This is a genomic window from bacterium SCSIO 12643 (genome assembly GCA_024398135.1).
Classification (GTDB): Bacteria; Bacteroidota; Bacteroidia; order Flavobacteriales_G; family Salibacteraceae; genus CAJXZP01.
Genome location: CP073750.1, coordinates 3,837,683 through 3,861,140, shown reverse-complemented (window position 1 = coordinate 3,861,140; position 23,458 = coordinate 3,837,683). Strand labels below are relative to the sequence as shown.

The window sequence follows — 23,458 nt, the reverse complement described above, 5'->3', positions numbered from 1 at the left end:
AACAATTATTAAAATTGCTTTATGAAGCGTATTACGGAACAGGAATCATTACATAAAAATCTGGACGAATTATCCGTTGATGAATTATTGCAAGGCATCAATCAGGAAGATCAAAAAGTTGCATTAGCCGTACAAAAATCTATACCTCAAATCAGTGCCCTGATTCAGGAAATTGTACCCAGAATGCGTGAAGGAGGACGTCTATTTTATATTGGGGCAGGTACCAGTGGGCGTTTAGGAGTTGTGGATGCATCAGAGTGTCCTCCTACTTTTGGAGTCGATCATGAAATGGTTATTGGCATTATTGCCGGTGGAGATTCTGCAATCCGTAAAGCTGTTGAATTTGCTGAAGACAGTATTGATGGAGGCTTCAAAGATTTAGAAGCATATAATATCAACACCAAAGATACCGTTATTGGCATAGCAGCATCAGGAACTACGCCATACGTGGTTGGTGCTTTAAAAAAATGTAATGACGTTGGTATCCTAACCGGAGGAATTACAAACAATCCAAATTCTCCTGTTAGCCAGGAAGCAAAATTTCCTATTGAAATTGAAGTTGGACCGGAGTTTGTTACCGGAAGTACCCGTATGAAATCGGGGACCTCGCAAAAACTGGCATTAAACATGATCTCCACTACGATTATGATTCAATTGGGTCGTGTGAAAGGAAATCGTATGGTGGACATGCAATTAAGTAACAACAAACTCGTTGACCGTGGAACATTGATGGTTCAAAATGCGTTAAATATAGACTACCAAACAGCTGAAAATCTACTTTTAAAACATGGCAGTGTCCGTAAAGCCATTGCCTCTCAAAACTCATAAATTATGACCGAAAACAATAAAAAACATTTAAAATCAGTACTTAATCATAAAACGTGGAATGAAATCAAAACCAATGATTCCTGGCAAGTATTTAAAATGATGTCCGAAATCGTTGAAGGATTTGAAAAACTAAGTAAAATTGGACCCTGCGTATCCATATTTGGATCTGCGCGTACCGAAAGCGACAATGAAAATTATAAAAAAGCAGAGCAAATTGCATTTCAACTGACCAATAAAGGATATGGTGTCATTACCGGTGGTGGTCCTGGAATCATGGAAGCTGCAAATAAAGGAGCGATTGAAGGTGCAGGCCCATCGGTAGGTCTAAATATCGATCTGCCACATGAGCAATCGCACAACCCTTATATTGATCAGGATAAACTGATCAATTTTGATTATTTCTTTATTCGTAAACTGATGTTTGTCAAATACGCACAGGGGTTTGTGGTATTGCCAGGTGGGTTTGGAACCCTAGATGAGTTTTTCGAAGCGATCACTTTAATTCAAACCAAAAAAATCGGCACCTTCCCTATTATTTTGGTAGGCAAGAAATTCTGGAGCGGAATGGTAGATTGGATTCGCAATTCGTTATTAGAACAAGAAGCTACCATATCTGAAAAAGATATGTTCATTTTTAAAGTAGTCGATACTCCGGAAGAAGCCGTAGCCGAAATTGACAAATTCTACAACGACTACTTGTTATCGCCTAATTTCTAGGTTTTACGCGGTTTACCTTATTAACACGGTTCTGTTTGTAATTATGAAACGGTAAAAGCCAATACAGCATAGTCATCTGGTAGATTTGTTAGCATACATCAACCATTTAGATTATGTTCAAAATATTGGCTTTTTCATTCAATCTACTCGCGCTCATTTTTTTCAACTTCCTTTTGGAAGATGTTACAGTGGACCAATCTCTACCGGATCGTGTTGAAGAGGGAAATGAATTTCTAGTAACGGTTACTATCGATAAAAGTACCATTACGGGATATGCCAAATTTCAGGTTTTACTTCCAGAAGGTGTGAAAGCTGAAAATGTAGAATCAGGGGTTGCTAAATTCAACTTCGAAGATCGAAAAGCCAAGTTCGTTTGGATGACTCTTCCGGAAGCTCGCGTATTTGATATACAATATAAGGTAATCGTTACTGATCCTAACATCAAAGAAGTACCCGTAGCCGGAACATTCTCTTATTTAGATGAAAATCAACGCATGACGGTAGATTTACCTACACGTACCGTGAAAATGGGTAAAGAAGAAATCATCGTAGAAGAAATCCCTGAAGCCGAAGTAAGCGTGACCAGAAATATTAAGAATGTATCAAATGACTTGTATAAGATCACTTTAGACATCCACTACTCTAATGTTTCGGGATTTGCAAAGATTCAGGATATTGTACCATCGAATTCAGATATCAAACCAGACCAATCTCAAGACGCGGTGTTCTCTATGTTAGATACCAAAGTGAAGTTCGTTTGGATGAATTTCCCTGAAGATCAAAACGATTTGTCCGTTTCTTATTTCATTGATTTATCTAACGCTTCAAGTAAGAAAATCAGTGATTTAGCCGGTGAATTTGCCTTTATACATGATGGAGAGTCCAGAAAAATTCAAATATCCAATCCCGGAGCTATTGATTTTGTAGACATCGAAACTCCAGAATTGGCAGATAACAACTCCGGTTCTGAAACAGAAGTCACCGAAGCTGTAGCTACAGTACCAGTGACTACAACTGATCCTGTTGATTTTGTGGAAGAAGAAACTCCGCAATCTAAAGAAGAAATAAAAGAAGAGACTACAAAACCTGAAAAAATCGAAAAAGTAGTTGAAGAAAAAACGAGCACACCTAAACCAAAAGAAATCCCTGTAACATCCACGCCATCACCAGAAAACGGGGTGGTATTTAAAGTTCAGGTTATGGCTTCCCATAAATCTGTGGATATTGAAAGTTACTTTCCGAAAAGGTTTAATTTCTATGATAACGTACACATGGATTCTCACGAAGGTTGGATGAAATATTTAACTGGTGGTTACAATACCTATCGTCAGGCACGTGATAAAAGAGAGGATTATAAAGCAAATTATACTTTTAGAGGACCATTTGTTGTTGCATATAACAATGGTGAAAGAATTACAGTACAAGAAGCACTGATGATTACCGACCAGAAATGGATCAACTAAGTTCTGTCTTATTTTCATTATCAATGAATAATGATTAATTTAGCCGATTATCATTAGTAAGTGTATAACGAATACAATTTCATTGAAAAGATTACTTACATTTATTATTCTTATTAGTTTGATCCCTAGCGCGTTGATAGCGCAATCGGATTCTACTTCAGCTGAACGTACTCCTCCTACTATAGCTATTGGTGTGGGTACGCTTTCTTATTTTGGAGAACTGAATAATAATAACACCATTTCTTCTCCCCTGGTTAGTCGAATGGCATTTGATATTTCTTTCAGACAACCTATCAATTACTTTTTAGAATTTAAAATTAATGCCTGGGGTGGTCAGATTTCTGCGAATGAAAGATCAATTGAGAGAAATCTAAACTTTGAAACCACAATGTTTGGTGGTGGATTTGGCTTAAACTACAACTTTGGTAATTTCCTAAAACCAGATAGAACTTTAGAACCTATTTTGGGTGTTGGGATTGAGATGATCAGTTTTAGTTCTAAAACCGATCTTTTAAGTAAAGACAATGTAGCATATCATTACTGGAGTGATGGCTCTATTCGTGACCTTCCCGAGTCATCTCCAAATGCAGAGGATGCAGTAAGAATTCATAGAGATTATTACTATGAAACGGATATCAAGACTTCTCCGATGTATGATCTGGATGATTACAACACGTATTCTTTAGCATTTCCTGTAACTGTTGGAGCCAAATTAGATTTAAATGACAAATGGGCTTTCCGTGCAGCTATGACTTATCATTTTACCATGACCGACTTATTAGATGGTATTGATGAAAACTCAGGTAACTTTAAAGGAGATGCTAAAATGGATAACCTTTTATACACCTCTGTTTCTTTAAGTTACAATTTCACCAGATTTGACAAAGATGGTGGCGGATATGATGCCTACGATGATTTCATTGACATTGATCCTAATGCAGATGAAGATAATGACGGTGTCATAGATTGGGAAGATGAATGTTTAGGAACACCATTCGGTGCTGAAGTTGACGAAAAAGGATGTCCTGTGGATGGTGATAAAGACGGAGTACCAAACTTTAATGATGATGAATTAGATTCAGCTCCTGGGGCACAGGTAGATTCTGTTGGAGTAACTATTACTTCCTCTGATGTAGACTTATACTACGAAAAATACTATGATACTACGGGTAACTACTCTCCTATCACCGCTGAAGGCTATACCATGCAGGTTATTGCAAGTAAAGTAAAGCGTAATCGAAACGTAAACAAAACAAAGTATTCTGTGGCTATTGGCGAATTTGAAGGTGAAATCCCAGCAGATTTAGTAAATGACATTCTAAGTGTTGAAGACGTAAATACACATGAAGCTGATGGTAAAGTTGTCGTAACAGTAGGTTCTTACGATACAAAAGAAGAAGCTGAAGCGAGACAGAACCAATTGGTTAAAGATGGCATCACTCCTACTGACATCGTAAGTGTGAATGATCATAAAAAAGAGGTAAAAACTATTACTGGTGTAAAACCTGAATTTGAAGCAAAACAATGGGAAGGAGACGATTCTGAAAATGGAGAAATCATTTACCGTGTTCAGGTAGGCGCATTCACCAGAGCTGCTGATGAAAAGATATTTGAAGATTTACCGGAATTGATCAAAGTAAGTTCGGATGATGGTTATATCAGATACTTCACAGGATCATACGCTTCGTATAGTGATGCTGCTAAATCTAAGATTGATATTTTGACCAATGGATTTAAAGGAGCCTTTGTGGTAGCATTTAAAGATGGTAACCGTGTTTCATTAAATAACATCGGAACAATTCAATTGAACAAATCACAAAGTGCAGGTATCACTTCGACTCAACCATTAACGGAAGATCAAAAAGCAAACTTGAAATTTAAAGTTCAATTAGGCTCTTATAGAAGTCAAATTCCAACTGATGTGTTAGAGAGATACATGGAATTAGGAAATGTGGAGCAAATGAAAGGTAAAGACAAGTATATCAGATATGTTGCTGGTGCGTTCTCTACTTATGAAGAAGCTTCAACTTATAAGAAAGAATTATTAGACAAAGGATTTGAAGGATGTTATGTTGTAGCAGTTTACTATGGTAAATTGATCTCTGCAGGTCAGGCCAGAAAGATGCTCAATAAGTAATTAATTATTTTACAATGAATGGACAGCCCACTATTTTATAGTGGGCTTATTTTTTAAATAAAAATGAATAAAATAAAATACACCACACTCGCCCTACTCCTCGTTTTATCAGGGATGACCTTTGGTCAAAAAGTAGATCAGGATCAAATAAAAAAGTTAGAAACGTTTATGCGATATGTACAGTTAGCATACGTGGATACTGTGGATACTGAAAAACTAACTGAAGATGCGATTAAGGCGGTACTCAAAGACTTAGATCCCCATTCGGTATATATTTCTAAGAAAGATCTTCAAAGAATGAATGAACCTTTAGAAGGTAATTTTGAAGGCGTTGGAATTCAGTTTAATATTCTACATGATACGATCACAGTGGTATCTCCTATTGCCGGTGGTCCATCGGAAAAATTAGGAATCCGTGCGGGGGATAAAATCATTGAAATTGATGATAAAGTAGTTGCCGGAGTAGGCTTTACCAATAAAGATGTTGCAGATCACCTACGTGGAAAAAAAGGCACAAAAGTAACTGTGGGTATTGCGCGTAAAGGCGAATCTGAATTATTAGATTTTGAAATCACCAGAGACAAGATTCCAATTTATAGTATGGATGCAGCTTATTTAGCTACACCAAAAACTGGTTATATCAAATTGAATCGTTTTGCCGCTCAAAGTATGACTGAAGTGGGTACAGCAATAGATTCATTACAGAAACTAGGTATGGAAAATCTAATTCTGGATTTACGGGGAAATAGCGGAGGATACTTAAGAACAGCCATTCAATTAGCCGACAATTTCCTGGAAGCCGGAAAATTAGTGGTATATACCAAAGGAAAAGCATTTCCAAGAGAAGATTATAATTCCACTACTCTAGGAAACTTTGAAAAAGGAAAATTGGTAGTCTTAATTGATGAAGGTTCTGCTTCAGCCAGTGAGATTGTAACTGGTGCGGTACAAGATTGGGATCGTGGATTAGTTATTGGTCGTAAATCTTTCGGAAAAGGTCTGGTTCAGAAACCATTTCAGTTAACTGATGGTTCTGCGATTAGACTAACGATCTCTCGTTACTATACGCCTTCTGGCAGATCTATCCAAAGAGACTATTCTGAGGGCAAAGAAGATTACTACAATGAAATCAATAAAAGATATGAGCATGGAGAATTAATGAATTCTGATTCAATTGAATTCCCAGATTCTTTAAAATTTGAAACACTTCAATTAAAACGCACCGTATATGGTGGTGGCGGAATCATGCCTGACATTTTTATACCTTTAGATACTACAGAAACTTCTGAGTATTTCAGTGCTTTGGTACGCAAAGGAATTTTATATACCTATGATTTAGATTACCTGGATGAACACAGAGCTGAATTATTGGCAAAATATCCAACTTTTGAAGACTTCGATAAAGGTTTTGAATTATCAGATGAAATGTTAGAAGAAATCATAGCTTACGCAGAAGAAAAAGGCGTCAAGCGAAATGATGAGCAAATCGCACACTCTAAAAATCTAATTAAACTTAATTTTAAGGCATTGATGGCGTCTAACTTATGGACTTCAACAGAGTTTTATCGTGTAATTAACACCAATGACAATGCATTTAACAAAGCTTTAAGAGTTATGAGCGATAAAACGTTCAAGAACCTAAAATTAGATTATAAATAATACTTCCAGACAATTATATTTGTTCAAAAATTAATCAGAAAATGAAAGAAAATATTCAAAACATACAAACAGGATTGCTTGTCATTATCGCAGCAACTGTTATTTATGGAACATTTTTGAAGGATAACTCTTCTACCCCGGATCGTAAACGTCACCGCAATACAGAACGTAAAAGTAACATTGCAGCGACTCCTCAAATCAAGCCAAATGCACAACAACCATTACCACAACCAACGGCTCCAACGAGTCAACCGGTAAACAATCCAACTTCAATTGCATTTGATGCGATGGCTCATGATTTTGGAACTATTGATCAAAATACAGAGAATGTTCACGTGTTCAATTTCACAAACACGGGTGATAAACCATTAATTATTGAAACTGCTACAGGATCTTGCGGATGTACGGTTCCTGAGTTCCCTAAAGAGCCAATCGCTCCGGGAGCATCTAGCCAAATTAAGGTGGTTTACAAACCTGGACAACAAAAAGGGTTACAAAACAAAACGGTTACCGTTGTTGCCAATACACAACCAAAAGATACGCGTTTAAATATTTCTGCTAACGTTGTAGAAGTAGCACAGTAAACAAAAGATGTTATAATGATAAAGCCGATTAGAAAATTCTAATCGGCTTTTTTATGTTTTAAACTTTAGTTCTACTCTACTTCATAGATGAAGTCATAAATCGGATAAACTTTGAATCTCCATAATATTCTTTCGCGATGATCCGAACCACAGAATAAAATGGAATAGCTACGATCATACCAGGAATTCCGGAAATATTACCCGCAAATAAAATTACGAGAAAAATTTCAAGCGGATGTGCGTTAATACTTCTTGAAAAAACCACAGGCTGAGTGACAAAATTGTCAAATGCCTGTGTAATTCCGAAAACCAGGAATATTTTCCCCAATAGTGAATATATACTCATCGAAAAAGCCATGTCTACATTGGTCGAAACACCGATCAATAAACCAAACCCTAATCCTATAATTGGTCCAATATACGGGATTACGTTCATGATTCCTGCAAACAAGCCGATGACCAATGCATTCTTAAATCCAAATAAGGTTAATCCTATAGATACAAATGTGGTAATTACAGAAATCTGTATTGCGATCCCAATAAAATATCGACTGAGCGTCTTTTTAACTTTTTCGAGCACATTCTTTACGCTGGATAGGTTTTTATCCGAACTTAAGGAGTAAACAAAGTTGTTAAACAGATTATCATCCTTTAACAAAAAGAATGTAATGAACATTACGGAGAACATCGTAACCAAACTTCCTCCTATTCCACTGGCCAAACCGGAAAAAAACTGCGGTACGCGATCCACGTTCTTTTTTCCCAGAATCAAACTTCTCAGTACTTCTTTTTCACTTTTTACACCATCGGTAGGATCAAAATCAATTTTCTTTAATGCTCCGCTTACCATTTTAACCTCCGGTTCAATGAGCTCATAAAACTCATCCATCTGAGTTTGTGACAATAAACTTACCTCACGAGATATGACCGGAACAAAAATATTGATGATCAACACCAAAAAGATAATCAACATGGACATCGTGATAATCGCTGCTCCCGTACGGTTAATCCCGTATCCTTTGATTTTTCCCTTCCGTAAAAACTGATTTATGGGACTCAGCATAAGTGCCAATACCAGAGATATCACCAGATACACCAATACAGCGCTTGAATACCAAAGTAATCCCAGTCCAATAACTACCAGAATAGCATGAAATATTTTCTTTTTGGTGATCTGCATCTAGAATCGATTATCCCCCATCATAATATCTCCAATTCCTCCTAAAATACTTCCTTCTCCTCTAGACTTTCCTCCCATTTTCGGTGCGGAAGAAATAATACGATCAGCCATTCTGCTAAATGGCAAAGATTGAATCCATACGGTTCCGGGTCCTTGTAATGTGGCTAAGAATAAACCTTCACCTCCAAACAATGCATTCTTAATTCCTTTTACCATTTCAATGTTGTAATTCACTCCACTGGTAAAAGCCACCAAACATCCCGTATCTATTTTAATAGTTTCTCCAGGTTGTAAAACTACTTTGTGAATCGTTCCACCGGCATTGGCAAATACCATCCCATCACCTTCCAGTTTTTGCATGATAAATCCTTCTCCTCCGAATAATCCAACACCAATACGTTTATTAAACTCTATTCCAATTGAAACACCTTTAGCAGCGCATAAAAATGAGTCTTTTTGACAAATCACTTTGTTACCATATATACTTAAATCAATCGGTATAATCTTCCCAGGGGTGGGTGCCGCAAAAGCTACATGAGATTTTCCGTACCCTTGATTTTTATAGGCGGTCATAAATAAATTCTCTCCGGTCAGAACTCTTTTTCCGGCAGAGAAAACTTTACCCAGTATACTATTATCACTTTGCTGGGAGCCATCACCGAATACAGTTTCCATAACTATATCCGATTTCATATACATCATACTTCCAGGTTCAGCCATCACGACTTCTTGCGGGTCTAATTCTACTTCTACAAATTGAATATCATCTCCTTCAATTGTGTAATCTACTTCATGTGAGTTCATCAAAAAAAAAATTATAGTTCTATCACAAATATAATGGATTTAAAAAACGATTTAATTCGTTTATCCGACTAATTTCGCGCGCTCATGGAAGCTCCAATCAATTACAAGAAAAACAGTCAGTTTTGGCTATTGTGTTTAAGTTCAGCACTATTCTTTGGGAGTTTCAATATGATGATCCCTGAACTTCCTTCATACCTGGAATCATTAGGAGGCGGGCAATACAAAGGGTTAATCATCTCTTTGTTTACGGTTACCGCGTTGCTATCCCGACCATTTAGTGGAAAACTCACCGATACCATAGGAAGAATTCCTGTTATGATTTTTGGAGCATCTATTGGGATTATTGCTGGCGTACTCTATCCTGTATTGGCTACCGTTTCAGGGTTCTTTTTCCTCCGTTTATTTCATGGACTTTCTACCGGATTTAAGCCTACTGCAACAGCGGCATTTGTATCTGATGTCGTAAGTTCTAAAGAGCGTGGAGAAGCCATGGGAATTTTGGGAGTATTTACCAGTTCGGGAATGGCCTTAGGTCCAATGATTGGGTCTTTTGCTTCTGATTACATTGGAATCAATGGACTTTTCTACTTATCAGCTTTTATCTCTTTTTTATCTGTAGCTGTAATTTTCGGGATGCAAGAAACTTTGCCGAATAAGCAAAAAATGAAATCTCATCTTTTAAAGGTGAAATTCCATGATTTCTTTGAAAGAAACGTTCTGCCAGTAGCGATTACATTTTTACTCACCACAATTCCTTTTGGTATTATTTTAACACTTATACCTGATCTAAGCGATCACTTAGGAATTTCTAACCGTGGATCGTTCTATACGGTATTTGTGGTTTCTTCTATTTCTGTAAGATTCTTTGCAGGGAAGTTTTCTGATATATATGGTAGAGTTCCGGTTCTTATTGTAGCGGCATTCCTTATTGGAGTCTCCGTATCTATTATCAGTTTTGCCGATTCTCAATTCTGGTTCTACACTGGTGGAGTGTTATTTGGCTTAGCGGCTGGAATGAACGGCCCAACAATATTTGCCTGGAATATTGATCGTAGTTCTGAGGAACATCGTGGACGTGCCATGTCTACGCTATACATCTTTTTAGAATTTGGAATTGGTTCGGGAGCCGCTATTTCAGGTTTTATCTATAACAATGATCCTGGCATGTTTAAGTATGCATTCGGTTTTGGAGCGCTTACTGCTTTTATAGCCATGTTGTATTTGATCTCATTTCAAATAAAATCTATGAAAAATTCAACTCGTTAAATCGAGAGTTCTTTCTCATTGATCTCGGACAACATTTTTTCATATTCACTCTTCCCCATTTCAACCACTTGTTCAATCATATCTTTCGGATACCCCATTTGTGCACTCACCAATTTAAATTGAGTAATGCAAACCACATTGTTAATATGCTCAAAACACATATCCACAAATAAATCTATTAATGGGATCACTTCTCTATCCTCATTCCATGGTGAGGTCTCTACCTCTATATGTTTATCTCTCTTCATGATCCAATTTACGCATCTGCGTTTTTAATGTTTCTTAATTCCTAATTTAAATTAGAAATACTACTTTTTGTCGTAATGTGAACAATTCCACTTATATACGTAATTTAAATTTTTGACGCATTACGAAGAAGCACTATATTGCTGCATCGAATTTTAAATTCACCTGCTTTAAATCTATTATCGAATACTATGCCATACGAGAAACATATGCGGATATTATCATTTACATTCACTTTTTTAGTCACTTTAACATTTCAGTTTGTATCAGCGCAAACCATTAAAACCGGAATTGACGCCCAAAATCAAATTCATGGTGCTGAGTTAATCAGAACGCATCCCAATAGCGAACTCCCTTCTTTTGTAAGATTTCATTCTTCAGAAAGGCCTCGTAGTTCAGAATTTCTAACACAACTTCAAGCGCAATTAAAACTCGATCCTAAGATGCAAATGGAGTTGGTAAACCAACAAGAAGACCATTTGGGTTTTACACATTATAAATACCAACAAAAATTTAATCAGATTCCAGTGGAATTTACCAGCTGGAGCGTACACGTTAGAAATGGTTTAGTTGAATCCCAAAGTGGGTTTATTCATACCTCTATCCCATCCGGAGTTTCTTCGCCACAAATAACGGGTGCACAAGCCATTCAGGCTGCAGTTAACCATATTGGGGCGAATGTATATAAATGGGAAATTCCAGGAGAAGAAACACATATCAAACATGAACAAAATGATCCCGAAGCGACTTATTATCCGCAACCGGAATTGGTTTATGTGACTCCAGAATCGGATTTCTCATCGGATCAGTATCAATTGGCGTATAAAATGAACATTTATGCGCATAGTCCTCTATCACGTCAAATTATTTATATCAGTGCGCTCAATGGCAATGTGTTGAGGAGCATTGAACAAATTCATCATTCGGATGTTCCGGGTACTGCGGTTACTGCATATAGCGGTACACGTACTATAATTGCAGATAGTACAGGCCCGGGTAATTTTAGATTAAGAGAATACTCTCGTGGAAACGGTGTGGAAACTTTTAATATGCAACAAGGATCTACGCATAGTAATGCTGTAGATTTTACCGATGCTGATAACTACTGGAACAATGTGAATCCTCAATTTGATCAATACGCCACAGATGCACATTGGGGTGCAGAAATGACGTATGACTACTTTTTAGTGGAACATAATCGAAATAGTATTGATAACATGGGGTTTACCCTAAAAAGTTATGTGCATTTTGGTAATGCATACAACAATGCTTTTTGGGACGGACAACGTATGACTTATGGTGATGGAAACGGCTCACCATTAACATCTATTGATATTGCCGGGCATGAAATTACACATGGTTTAACTTCCAATACTGCCGATTTAATCTACAGTCAGGAATCCGGAGCATTAAATGAATCTTTCAGCGACATTTTCGCTGTAACAATTGAAAAATACGGACGTCCGAATAACTGGAACTGGCTATTGGGTGAAGATTTAGGAAATCCTTTACGTTCGTTATCTAACCCAAATTCTGTGGGAGATCCCGATACTTATTTTGGAAACAATTGGGCTTCACTAACCGGAGGTGACAATGGTGGTGTACATACCAATAGTAGTGTACAGAATTACTGGTTCCATTTACTTTCTGATGGGGGTGCCGGAACAAATGACAATGGAGATGCTTATAACATTACTGGAATTGGAATTGAAGATGCAGCAGATGTGGCTTTTAGAAATCTAACGATTTACCTCACTCCTTCGTCCAATTTTGCAGATGCACGATTTTTCGCGATCCAATCTGCCATAGATTTATTTGGTGCGTGTACACCAAATGTTGGCCAGGTAACCGATGCATGGTATGCGGTGGGTGTCGGTCAACCATATGTTCCATATACTTTAGCTAGTTTCTCTGTAGGACAAAATACTTCATGTACCGCTCCGTTTACCGTTCAATTTCAAAACAACAGTATCAATGGACAGACCTACACCTGGAATTTCGGTGATGGAAATACATCTACACAGGCCAATCCCACACATACGTATACGTCAATGGGATCTTATCAGGTTACTTTAAATGCTGATGGAGGAGCCTGTGGTGTAGATGATACAATTAAACCTGGCTTTATTGTAATTAGTGATACTTTACCTTGTATTGTTTCTTTACCTGCTCAGGGATTAGCGACCACACAAACGTCTTGTACCGGAATTGTATATGACAATGGTGGTCCACAAGCCAACTATTCTGCGAATAGTAATTCTCGTATAACAATTAGCCCAACAGGTGCGCAAAGTGTTACAGTAACATTCCCACATTTTGATATTGAACCAGGGCAAGGTAATAGTTGCAACTTCGACTATATCAGGATTTATGATGGACCTAGTGCAAGTTCTCCTGTAATTGATACCTACTGTAATAACAACATCCCTTCAACGGTTACATCTACTACAGGTTCTGTTACCGTAGAATTCTATAGTGATGGTGGTTTGGAATTATCAGGGTTCGAAATGCACTGGCAATGTAATCTTCCAAATACACCTCCAAAACCTAACTTTACGAATAATATAGATTCTACATGCTCCGGTGATATTACATTTACTGATTTATCCAGCAACAATCCTACCAGTTGGTTATGGGATTTTGGTGATGGACAAACATCAACTGCTCAAAACCCAACGCATCATTATGCCAATTCGGGTACTTATAGTGTCTCGCTTACAGCAACTAATGCTTTTGGGAATCAACAAGTAACTAAAAACAATCTGGTGACCATTACATATGTAGGAATGCCAACTGCGACTTCTACCACGGTTTGTCCAGGGAACTCAGATACGCTTATTGCTACTTCAAATGGGTTAAGCAAATGGTATGATGATCAATATGATTTAAACCCTGTATTTGTCGGTGATACCTTTATTACACCTACTCTTTCGAGTACGACTTCATTCTATTTAGAGCAAGAAACCCAATCATCTTCTCAGTTCTTAGGACCTGTTGATAACACAATCGGTCCTGGAGGGAACTTTAATGGAGATCAAAGTTTAGTTTTTGATGTACAACAAGCCATTATTTTAGAATCTGTAGAAGTATACGCAGCGGGAGGTGGCATCAGAAATATTGAACTACGTGATGCAGCCGGAACTGTTATCGATACTGCAAATGTTTTTGTAGGAAGCGGACAACAAACCGTTAATCTAAACTTTGAAATCTTACCAGGTACCGGATATCAACTGGGTGTTGCTGTAGGTTCGCAACCTGCATTATATAGAAACAGTGCAGGAGCTTCGTTCCCATATACTATAGCAAACATGGCTTCGATTACTGGTTCTACAGCTAGTTCAGGATATTATTATTTCTTCTATAACTGGCAGATTAAAGAACTGACCTGTCTAAGTCCAAGAATTAAGGTGGATGCTTTGGTAGACATTTGTGCAAGTGTCAATGAAAATGATTTGACCAACAATGTTTCAATCTACCCAAATCCTACTCAAAATGAATTTAACATTGCTATTCCATCCATTCTTGCGAATACTGGATTAAAAGCAACGATCATCAATAGCGTAGGACAAGTGATAACCACTACTCCACTTCAAATGGAAAAAACATTAATCAATACCTCAAACTGGGCCAAAGGAATTTACTTAATTCAAATTCCATTAGATGGTCAGGTCAATACGTATCGACTGATAGTGGATTAAATTATAATGTAAAAATTAAAAAGCCTCTGAGTGATCAGAGGCTTTTTTGTTTAAATTCTATTTTTCTTTCATTACACAGTTACCATTAGCTCATTTATCAGAAAGAACAAATTATCAAAATTATATTCATTTTGATTTATCTTTCTATTTATATCCAATTCTAGTATTAATATGTTTTTATTTATTCGGGCAAATTCCCCAATATGTACCAGGGTTATTGTCACGCATTTTCCATAAATCATTTAAATCAATGTACATAGTATCACAATTACAATTTCTAGATTCTTTTCTTATTTGTTTTTTTAATTCCATTTTAAAATCTTCTATTTCAGTATAAATAGAATCCGTATAAAATAAAGTTTCACAAGCATTCTTCGTTACCATATTATCTTTATCTAACATTAATAATACAGGTTGTTTGCACGAAAAAAGTGCTACACAAATGGTATAAAACACTAACGATCTATAAAATATCTTAAACATATCAATTTCCTTTAACTTGAATATTTATGCCATAGGCTGCTGGAGGTTCGCCCTCCCTAATGACAAATCAGTAATTTACAATGAGTTTGAAAACCAAAAACGTATTATTAAAATAAATTGTTTTAAAAAGGTTTTCATAAACTATATAAGACTCGCTCATATAAACCTCCCTTATAAACAATACTTAATAATACTTTGTTCTCTAGGTAAACAAAGAAATCGGTATACCCCTGCAAAGCATCAGTTTTCTTTTTTACTTTTCTTAAAGTCTCAAATGATAGAATTAATTCTACTTTCCCATCATTCTCTTTTGAAGTAATCCCATGCAAGGTCACATAACAACAATTACGCTTTCTATTAACCGTACTATCTACGATACTTAATTTATTACTAACCTTTTTATGAGAACTAAAAAAAACAGTATCACTTATAAGGTAATATCTACGACAGCTTCCTAACTTTATTTCACTTAGTTCATTATAAAAATTAGTCACTATAGAATCTACTATCATAACTCCATTACTATCTATCTGTTGAGAATTCAAATCATTTACAAACAACATAAAAAAAAGTAAAACTGACATTCCTCTATTTGCTAGTATTTCCACTGCTATTTTGTTGACTCTTTTCATTTTTTAATCGTTTTTATACGTTGCAACAATTATGATAGCTTCATTTTGCTCAATTTACCTTCAGTCATTCTAAACTGTAATATAAGGTTCTGCTGTATCAGTTCTAGTGTGATTGATATCACATCAGAAATATATGTAACAAAATAAAACAACACTAATAATCAGTGTCCTAAGTTTAGATTCTGATTACCATTTCTATATTCAGAAAACAAGTAACAAAAAACCACTAACTCTCGTTAGCGGCTTTCTATTTAAGCTCTATTTTTTTCTTTCATTAACCAGTTGCCATTAAGTTTTTCTAAGCTGTAAAGCTGCTTGAAAAACTAAAATGCTCAACTTGTACCTATTCCTTTATTTAAATGGCAAGCTACTTGGGTTTTACTTCAGGTACTTTATTACGAACATCAGTTGACGCACTTTCAAAATTATCCAATTTAATAGCAATCTTTGTAGTTACAGCAGTACCAGGTGATGGTTTTTTTCCATAATCCTCTCTTAATTTTTTTATTCTCCTAAGTTCGTCTTCATCAGCGTTAAGAATCCTAGATCTAGTTTTATCTTTATAAATTATTTGAACTTTACCAAAATCATCGGGACCCGCATTTGGATTAAGTGTATACATTCGTTTATAGTTTCCATTTTCATCAATATAATCCGTAGCAAAAGCTTCCTCCAAACCATCTAAATCGATCGCCCAAATTGGTGTATTACCTGCAAACTGATATGGAGTATACCAAGGATAAGATTTCGTTAAAGGATCCACACTTAAAAACCTTGCAATGGCAGGATTATATATTCTAAATCCATAATCGTAAGTTGCAAGACCGCCCCCTAAACCTTCAGGGTCTTTTTCCTTTCCGTTAAACCCATAACGATACGCATCAGAAGTATAAGATCTTCCGGGTTGTACGGAGCCAAATGGATAATAGTCGGTAGTTGATATCACATCTGCAATATACAAATCACTGCAACTATGCACCTAATAATTAATGTTCTAAGTTTGGATTCAGATTGCTGGTTCTATATTCAGAAAACAAGTAACAAAAAAAGTTGTTCTTCTTTTAATGAAAAGCTATTTATTGCATGATGATTATAGAGAACTAATCAAGCCTCACATTTTTTTCTTTCTCATATATAATTGAAAAATCAATTTCGGAAATATTTAAAACATAACATAAACTGTCAAACTCATAACTGGTTAACGGCCCCCATACCATTTCCTGAATATTATCATGTTCCATTCTTACAATAAAATAGTTTAAAGTAGATTCATCAATTTTTGCATCCAAAAACTCTCCTAACAAAGGATTTTGTTTCACTATAATATAATTATTATCAAAACCAACTTCAAAAACATGTGGCTTTACAAGCATTCCCCTTCCTTCTTTATGAATATTCCTATAAGTTGGTAAATCCACCCAACTCAATACATAGTCATTTGGAAGATTATCAGACGAAGTATCCCACTGACAGCCAGAGATTGTTAAAATCAACAAAAAGTAAAACATCTCATAATAACACCTTTTATAGCTACTAAAATTTCATTTATTTAAAGTCAGAATCTTTACAAGATTATTAACTCTTGGACTTCAAATAAAAAACACTCTTCTAATTTTCTGTTCTATGAGATTCAATATATTCTAACATGCGTTTTTGAATAACAACATTTCGATAATCATTAAAATCTTTATTTATCAATCTATCTACTACAGACATTTTTTTCCCATCAACTGATCTATAAATATAAACATCATAATCTACCTTTTTATCTATTAATAAGAACTCCGCAATTCCCATATTTCTCATTGTAATACTAACAGATAAAGGTATTTTACTACTATCAGAATTAAAATAGTTTTTATTCGCACCTGCATTTAATAATACCTTAACCCCTTCCAATTGGTCTCTAAAATTACCACAGGCTAATAGTAGTGATTCATTTAAAACTTTATCAACCATATCTTCGCTCAAATTAGAATTAACCGAATACTTTAAGCACAATTCTATGTATTCATCATTATTATGAAAAACCATTGCCGCTCTATTAATAGGAGAAGTTCCGTCTCTAGTTGTAAAATATGGATCCGCCCCATGCATCAATAATAACTCAGATTCCTTAAAATAATCTTCTTGTAAAGAATTTTCTAAAGAATTATAAAACGTCCAATACAACAACGAGAATCCATATTTAGGTTCGTTTATGTCTACCCATTCAGGGTGTTTTCCTAATAATTCTCTAGCTTTTTCAATTTTGTGGTTCGAAATCGCTTTAGCCAATTCCCAATTTTCACATTCCTTAAAAATCTCTATATCCGATCCCAAATAACTTCTATCGCATGAAAAAGAAATTAATAATATTAAAACTAATGACTGATATATTTTACTTTTCATTCTACTTAATTAAAAACACATCTGTAGATACTGCAGGGGTATTTAGTAATAATTTTATCTTATCCTCTTCTAACAAATCCTGATTCAGCATTTCAAAAAAATAAAACCAATTAATACTTCCAGGTTTTGTGTCTAAATTCTTACTATACCATGACGATATAAGCCTTTCCATTTTAATCTCCAAACATAATTCCATTCCAATAAACAATGTCTCAAAAAAATTATATAAGAAGAATACTTACTTGTATCATTTTTAATGAAAATTTCTGGTTTTACCTTCATTATTCTAATTAATTCTCCAATTCTCTCTTTTTCCATTTAATTAGTTCCAGAAAAGAATCCCAACAATTAAAATGGCCATAAAAGATAATCAGCTTCTATATCATTTTTTTCCACTTTAATTATACCCTCATTTAATGAGTACCAAAACTTTCTAATCTTCTTAGGGTATTCCTGCCCCACCTCTAAATCTAATTCGGATAGTTCCAACAGCACTGTATATATACGATCACCATTCGTACTATCGATGTTGGATACCATAGATTTCATTACGGATCTAGTCTCAAAACAAGAACTACCAAAATGCAAAAATGTACTATCCGCATTTTCTAGGTCAAAAATTGGTATCACCTCAATACAATCATTTATAATATTAGAATTTAAGATGTATACTAACTTATCATCGTTTGAGAGAATAAAGTTTATCTGCTCATCTCTTATTCTAATATCATAATCATAACAACTTAACATTTCAGTATTAATACTATTATCTTTCAAATGTATCAGATTACAATCTAATTTTTCTTTTTCTATTATAGCATTTGAATCCGTTAAAACACAAGAACAAATGTTTATCAAAATAAATCCCACTAACAAATTTTTCATACCTAATACGCAAATATTGCATTCTTAATTAATTCAATAGTCTTTTCTATTTCAGCTTTATTTATACCAGCTGGGCTGTTTTCGGGGAAATCTTTATAAAAAATAGAATAACCTTTTTCAATATATTCTTTATACTCTTCATATAGTTCTTTATTTTCGGTTTTATCTAATGCAAAATACTTAATATGATCTTCAACACCACCATCTTTCTCAATGTCTCCACCATCGTTTAGCATTTCTATTAAATGGGCTTCAATTTCATGAATTATTGTGTGAGTTGATTCATCAATAAGTTTAGAATTATTTAAAAAATCAATATCTATAGCTACGACAAAAACAAACTTCCCTTTTTGAGCTTCAGATAAAACTTCACTGTACGAAATCCCTAACTCTTCGAACACTTTTTTAGATCTCTCTATATCTTTCCTATATTTTTCACCTGCAGCAATTTTCTGTGCACCAGTAGCAGATTCATATTTTGAAATACTTAATGCTAAAGCGCCCAAATCTCTTGTTTGTCCTCTTGCTCTTCCGGTTGTTTTTGTTGCAAAATATACTTTATGAGTTGCATATCTTTCAGGCTGTGAAATTTCAGCAAGTTTTTCTCTTAGCATTTTACTTATATACAATATTTTCATCTGCGTTCTTGAAGCCTTCTCGAAACTATGAGTATAAACTAACTCTTCAAGCCCATCAATATCTATTGCCACAATAGGCTTATTACCAGCGAATTGATATGGTGTATACCATGGATATGACGAAGTTAAAGGATCTACACTTAAAAACTTAGCAATGGCAGGGTTGTAAATCCTAAATCCATAATCATAAGTAGAATGCCCCCCGCCTAGACCTTCAGGGTCTTTTTCTTTTCCGTTAAACCCATAACGATACGCATCAGAAGTATAGGATCTTCCGGGTTGTACGGAGCCAAAAGGATAATAGTCGGTAGTTGATATCACTTCCGAAAGATATATAACGGAATAAAAAAACACTAATAATCAGTGTTCTAAGTTTAGATTCCGATTCACGTTTCGTTATTCAGAATTACACGAAACAAAAAACCACTAACTCCTCAGTTAGCGGCTTTCTCTATTCTTTAAACGGTTGCGATCAACCTGCTCTATCCTTTATTTATCATTTGACAACCTGCTGTGGGGGCCGTTTTAATTATTATATAAATACCCAATTACTCCTAATGAAATGGTTGCTATAGAAAGTAAAATTATATTTATTAATAAACCATATTTATATATTAATGCAATATTATTTTTTATACTCTTTCCGATAAAAAATGAAATCGCATATATACCAAAATTCACAAACAATAGAAGAAACAATCCCATTCTGTTAGCATTACTCATATTAATTGATCTTGGTAAATCTAATAGAATAGTTAAGGAAAGCATAAAGACTACTAAAGCACTAATTAAATACAAAATAATCAAAAACCTATTCATCATTTTATTGTAATATTATAATTATATGTACCAGAAGTTTCATCATATGAGGTTACCATATTATACTCAATATTATTTTTCTCTAAATAACCTTTCCATAAATTTAACGAATCTGTATCCTTAAAATCAAATGAAGTTTGTCCCGTTCCCATCCAATTAATATAATTATCAAATAAAACAATATTACCTTCTTTATTACCTCCATTTTCCACCACATATTAGTCGGTAGTTGATATCACGTCTGAAATATACAAATCACAGCAACTAGCACCTAATAATTAATGTTCTATGTTTAGGTTCTGATTGTTGGTTCTATATTCAGAAAACAAGTAACAAAAAACCACTAACTCCTCAGTTAGTGGTTTTATATTTAAACTCTATTTCTTCTTTCATTAAACAATTACCATTATCGATACTATAGAAAACTTGTCCGTACCTTGACGGATGTTCAACTTTATCTGTTCTTTTACACTCCACCTATTGAATTACTATTCACATGGCTAGCTACCCAGGCTAATCAGCACTGCACTACAATACTACCAAAAACTCATCCAATATCCAGTTGAATCAATTCTTTTGTCAATAAAAACATCCCAATCCTTTTCCCATGTTATTTTTCTTTTATTTCGAGAACCAGGTTTTCTAATGAACTTCTCAATTTCCACTAAAGAATCCCCCTTTATTACATAATTCTTGTATAAATACTTCCCTCCATCATACGAAGTGAAAATTTCAGTATAAACTGTATCTCCAACCAAATAATAATAACCAGCCATTCCTGACTTATCATTTATTATATTTTTATTTGCTAATTGATAATCATACTTACAAGTCGAATAAAAAAGGCGTCCATTTTCCCAAAAATGGTAAATAAAAAAAGAACATCCCTCCTCATATTTATATACTTTATCACAAACAAAAAGCTTAGATTCAGAAAAATAGTTCTGTTCATTACTCTTATTCAAAATGTAATCCTCATAAACAGGCAGCAATACTCCATCAACATCCGTACTCTTTAAAAACTGATTAGATTGACAACCTATCAAAATAAACATTAAAAAAATTATACTAAAATACCTCATTAATTCCCTAAATTAATATCAAACTTACCTATATCATTATATTCAAAGTGCTCACCAGAATTCCCAGGCATTTTATGAATTATGTCTTGAAGCCAACCCGTAGTATAAGCATCTAACTGATAAGAGTTAATTATTCCGACACTATTACCCCAACCTAAACCTGTTCTAAAAAAAGTGCTTGCTTTATTAAAAGATTTATCATAAGCACTCTGACGCCTAATATGCGTCCCCTGAACTATATCACCCACGGTATTACTTCCTGTAAAACTCTGATAACCGAACTCAAATAATGGCATCTTACCTCCGAAGGTTGTAGAAAAAATAATACCGCCGGTAAAACCTTCATCGGTTCCCATCGCAAAATAGGGCTTATTCTCCGTATCGTTATTTGAAGACATTGATAAAGGACCTATTCTTGCACCAACAATTCCTTGTCTATATATTTTATCTAATGCAGAGTTATAAGTCAACATTTGGCCATAAGTTACTGATCCTAATCTCGTATTGGGTATTCCTGATTTAGAATTATAATTCAGAGTATATTGAGGTAGAGGTTTTCCATTTCCTCCTCCAATAGTTAATGTACTAGCTAAAGTTAAATCAAACTGAGGCCTTTTCTTATTAAAAGTTGTTGAAGTACCAAGACCAGCATTGTAAATACTAGCAGTAGCATCAACTTTACCTGAAACACCAAAGCTTCCTCCTGTTCCAATCTGAGCTGATCCGGTTGCAGAAAAATTAAATCCGATTCCGGAACCTGAACCAAATGTCATTTTTAAATTTAAATTCCCTCCAAACTTAATAGGATCTCCATATCCTTTCCAATCCACTGATTTAATGGGGCTATTTCTATGATACGCATAAGGGGTTTGCCAAGAATATTTATCTGTCCAGGGATCAACACTTAAAAACTTTCCTAACCTTGGATCGTAGATTCGGGCTTCATAAGCTATACTATTCCCGGTTCCCTTAACTTCATCATCTTTCTCCATACCGTTAAAGCCATACCTGTAATCATCAGTACTCGCATTACGCATTGGCATCAATGATCCAAATGCATAATAATCTGCTGCGGAGATCACTTCGGCCATATAACCTTCAACGCCTGATGGTAACACTCGTGTTACTCCTCCTACCAATGTCCCATTGCTCGGCACACTTGTATTATCAATAACAGTATTCGTAGTTGAACTATTAAAATTATACGATGCTACTAAATTAGCTTCATTACCCAATGGTTCTGTGTCTTTATTAGCTGAAATTTGTGCAGATGTTCGTGCTGTATTCCATATGCGCACATCATCTATGTCTCCTTCGTAATGTAACGTATATGTAGACCCTGAACTATGATAAGCGCCAATCACTGTCGGTGCATTACTTACTTTAATACTCGAAAATGAATCTCCAGATCTATACGAACTATTGGTTATTTCAACTCCATCTAAATACAATTTCACAGTACCATTACCATGTACCACTGCTACATGCTGCCATTTATTAGCTTGTACGGAGCCAGAAGGATAATAGTCAGTCGTTAATTTCACTTTCGCAATATACGAAACACAGCAGATACACACCTAATAATTAATGTTCTATGTTTAGGTTCCGATTCGCGTTTCGTTACTCAGAATTACACGAAATAAAAAATCCACTAACTCTTCAGCTAGTGGTTTTCTTTTTAAACTCTATTTCTTCTTTCATTAACCAGTTGCCATTAGCGCTTTCGCTATAAATGACAACTTTTATTCTTTATTTCTCATTTGGCAAGGTGCCAGGAACTACATTTTTCAAAGAATCCTTAAAAAATTCATGCCAAATCCAAAATTCATTATATCCACCACGAGTCTTATTACCCCCTTTTGATTAAAACCTTTTTTAAATAGAAGGCTATTTGGAACGGGTTATTTGGCAATCTGCTGAGGTGTAGCACCATCATTCTGCATCAA

General features: G+C 35.0%; 21 protein-coding genes. 8 read left to right on the top strand and 13 right to left on the bottom strand.

The annotated features are described in order from the left end of the window. The first annotated feature begins 21 nt into the window (after positions 1 to 21). The 6 genes from murQ (at position 22) to KFE94_16835 (ending at position 7,388) form a co-directional block, all read left to right on the top strand. The gene (gene murQ / locus KFE94_16860; protein UTW66299.1) at positions 22 to 828 is read left to right on the top strand and encodes an N-acetylmuramic acid 6-phosphate etherase; all 807 of its coding nucleotides are present in this window, start codon (positions 22 to 24) and stop codon (positions 826 to 828) included. A 3-nt stretch (positions 829 to 831) separates the two neighbouring features. Beyond that, the gene (locus KFE94_16855) at positions 832 to 1,545 is read left to right on the top strand and encodes a TIGR00730 family Rossman fold protein (protein ID UTW66298.1); all 714 of its coding nucleotides are present in this window, start codon (positions 832 to 834) and stop codon (positions 1,543 to 1,545) included. Positions 1,546 to 1,658: 113 nt separating this feature from the next. Beyond that, the gene (locus tag KFE94_16850; GenBank protein UTW66297.1) at positions 1,659 to 3,008 is read left to right on the top strand and encodes a hypothetical protein; all 1,350 of its coding nucleotides are present in this window, start codon (positions 1,659 to 1,661) and stop codon (positions 3,006 to 3,008) included. Between the two features lie 82 nt (positions 3,009 to 3,090). Continuing rightward, on the top strand, positions 3,091 to 5,145 hold the full coding sequence (locus tag KFE94_16845; protein UTW66296.1) for an SPOR domain-containing protein: 2,055 nt from the start codon (positions 3,091 to 3,093) through the stop codon (positions 5,143 to 5,145). 63 nt (positions 5,146 to 5,208) lie between these two features. Further along, entirely contained in the window at positions 5,209 to 6,804 is a 1,596-nt protein-coding gene (locus KFE94_16840; GenBank protein ID UTW66295.1) for a S41 family peptidase, read from the top strand. 287 nt (positions 6,805 to 7,091) lie between these two features. Then, on the top strand, positions 7,092 to 7,388 hold the full coding sequence (locus KFE94_16835; protein UTW68305.1) for a DUF1573 domain-containing protein: 297 nt from the start codon (positions 7,092 to 7,094) through the stop codon (positions 7,386 to 7,388). A gap of 76 nt (positions 7,389 to 7,464) precedes the next feature. On the opposite strand, the gene KFE94_16830 is transcribed toward KFE94_16835, so the two are convergent. Together KFE94_16830 and KFE94_16825 are read right to left on the bottom strand one after the other, a co-directional pair. Continuing rightward, on the bottom strand, positions 7,465 to 8,568 hold the full coding sequence (locus KFE94_16830) for an AI-2E family transporter (GenBank protein ID UTW66294.1): 1,104 nt from the start codon (positions 8,566 to 8,568) through the stop codon (positions 7,465 to 7,467). Continuing rightward, positions 8,569 to 9,372, bottom strand: a complete 804-nt coding sequence (locus KFE94_16825; protein UTW66293.1) for a TIGR00266 family protein — start codon at positions 9,370 to 9,372, stop codon at positions 8,569 to 8,571. It lies immediately after the preceding gene. 84 nt (positions 9,373 to 9,456) lie between these two features. Between KFE94_16825 and KFE94_16820 the strand changes: the two genes are divergently transcribed. Then, a complete protein-coding gene (locus KFE94_16820) occupies positions 9,457 to 10,638 on the top strand; it encodes an MFS transporter (protein UTW66292.1) in 1,182 nt (393 codons plus the stop codon). Here KFE94_16820 and KFE94_16815 read toward each other — a convergent pair. Then, the gene (locus KFE94_16815; protein ID UTW66291.1) at positions 10,635 to 10,886 is read right to left on the bottom strand and encodes a hypothetical protein; all 252 of its coding nucleotides are present in this window, start codon (positions 10,884 to 10,886) and stop codon (positions 10,635 to 10,637) included. The genes KFE94_16820 and KFE94_16815 overlap by 4 nt on opposite strands. A 207-nt stretch (positions 10,887 to 11,093) precedes the next feature. Here KFE94_16815 and KFE94_16810 point away from each other — a divergent pair, with 207 nt between their 5' ends. Beyond that, on the top strand, positions 11,094 to 14,582 hold the full coding sequence (locus tag KFE94_16810) for a M4 family metallopeptidase (protein ID UTW66290.1): 3,489 nt from the start codon (positions 11,094 to 11,096) through the stop codon (positions 14,580 to 14,582). Between the two features lie 177 nt (positions 14,583 to 14,759). Here the strand turns inward: KFE94_16810 and KFE94_16805 are convergent, their stop codons facing one another. From KFE94_16805 to KFE94_16760, 10 genes are all read right to left on the bottom strand, one after another. Further along, on the bottom strand, positions 14,760 to 15,065 hold the full coding sequence (locus tag KFE94_16805; protein ID UTW66289.1) for a hypothetical protein: 306 nt from the start codon (positions 15,063 to 15,065) through the stop codon (positions 14,760 to 14,762). Positions 15,066 to 15,199: 134 nt separating this feature from the next. Continuing rightward, positions 15,200 to 15,697 carry a hypothetical protein gene (locus KFE94_16800; protein ID UTW66288.1) on the bottom strand — a complete coding sequence of 166 codons (498 nt, stop codon included), beginning with the start codon at positions 15,695 to 15,697 and terminating at the stop codon, positions 15,200 to 15,202. 367 nt (positions 15,698 to 16,064) lie between these two features. Beyond that, positions 16,065 to 16,676 (bottom strand): RHS repeat-associated core domain-containing protein, encoded by a 612-nt coding sequence (locus KFE94_16795; GenBank protein UTW66287.1) that lies wholly within the window; start codon positions 16,674 to 16,676, stop codon positions 16,065 to 16,067. Between the two features lie 121 nt (positions 16,677 to 16,797). After that, a complete protein-coding gene (locus KFE94_16790; protein UTW66286.1) occupies positions 16,798 to 17,205 on the bottom strand; it encodes a hypothetical protein in 408 nt (135 codons plus the stop codon). A 100-nt stretch (positions 17,206 to 17,305) separates the two neighbouring features. Continuing rightward, on the bottom strand, positions 17,306 to 18,088 hold the full coding sequence (locus KFE94_16785) for a hypothetical protein (protein ID UTW66285.1): 783 nt from the start codon (positions 18,086 to 18,088) through the stop codon (positions 17,306 to 17,308). Positions 18,089 to 18,436: 348 nt separating this feature from the next. Then, positions 18,437 to 18,973 carry a hypothetical protein gene (locus KFE94_16780; GenBank protein ID UTW66284.1) on the bottom strand — a complete coding sequence of 179 codons (537 nt, stop codon included), beginning with the start codon at positions 18,971 to 18,973 and terminating at the stop codon, positions 18,437 to 18,439. A gap of 2 nt (positions 18,974 to 18,975) precedes the next feature. Continuing rightward, positions 18,976 to 19,932, bottom strand: coding sequence for an RHS repeat-associated core domain-containing protein (locus KFE94_16775; protein UTW66283.1), 957 nt, complete (start codon positions 19,930 to 19,932; stop codon positions 18,976 to 18,978). Positions 19,933 to 20,429: 497 nt separating this feature from the next. Continuing rightward, entirely contained in the window at positions 20,430 to 20,582 is a 153-nt protein-coding gene (locus tag KFE94_16770) for a hypothetical protein (protein UTW66282.1), read from the bottom strand. A gap of 384 nt (positions 20,583 to 20,966) precedes the next feature. Continuing rightward, complete coding sequence (locus KFE94_16765; GenBank protein UTW66281.1) at positions 20,967 to 21,485, bottom strand: hypothetical protein; 519 nt, start codon at positions 21,483 to 21,485, stop codon at positions 20,967 to 20,969. Between the two features lie 26 nt (positions 21,486 to 21,511). Next, entirely contained in the window at positions 21,512 to 23,056 is a 1,545-nt protein-coding gene (locus KFE94_16760; GenBank protein UTW66280.1) for a hypothetical protein, read from the bottom strand. Between the last annotated feature and the right edge of the window lie 402 nt (positions 23,057 to 23,458).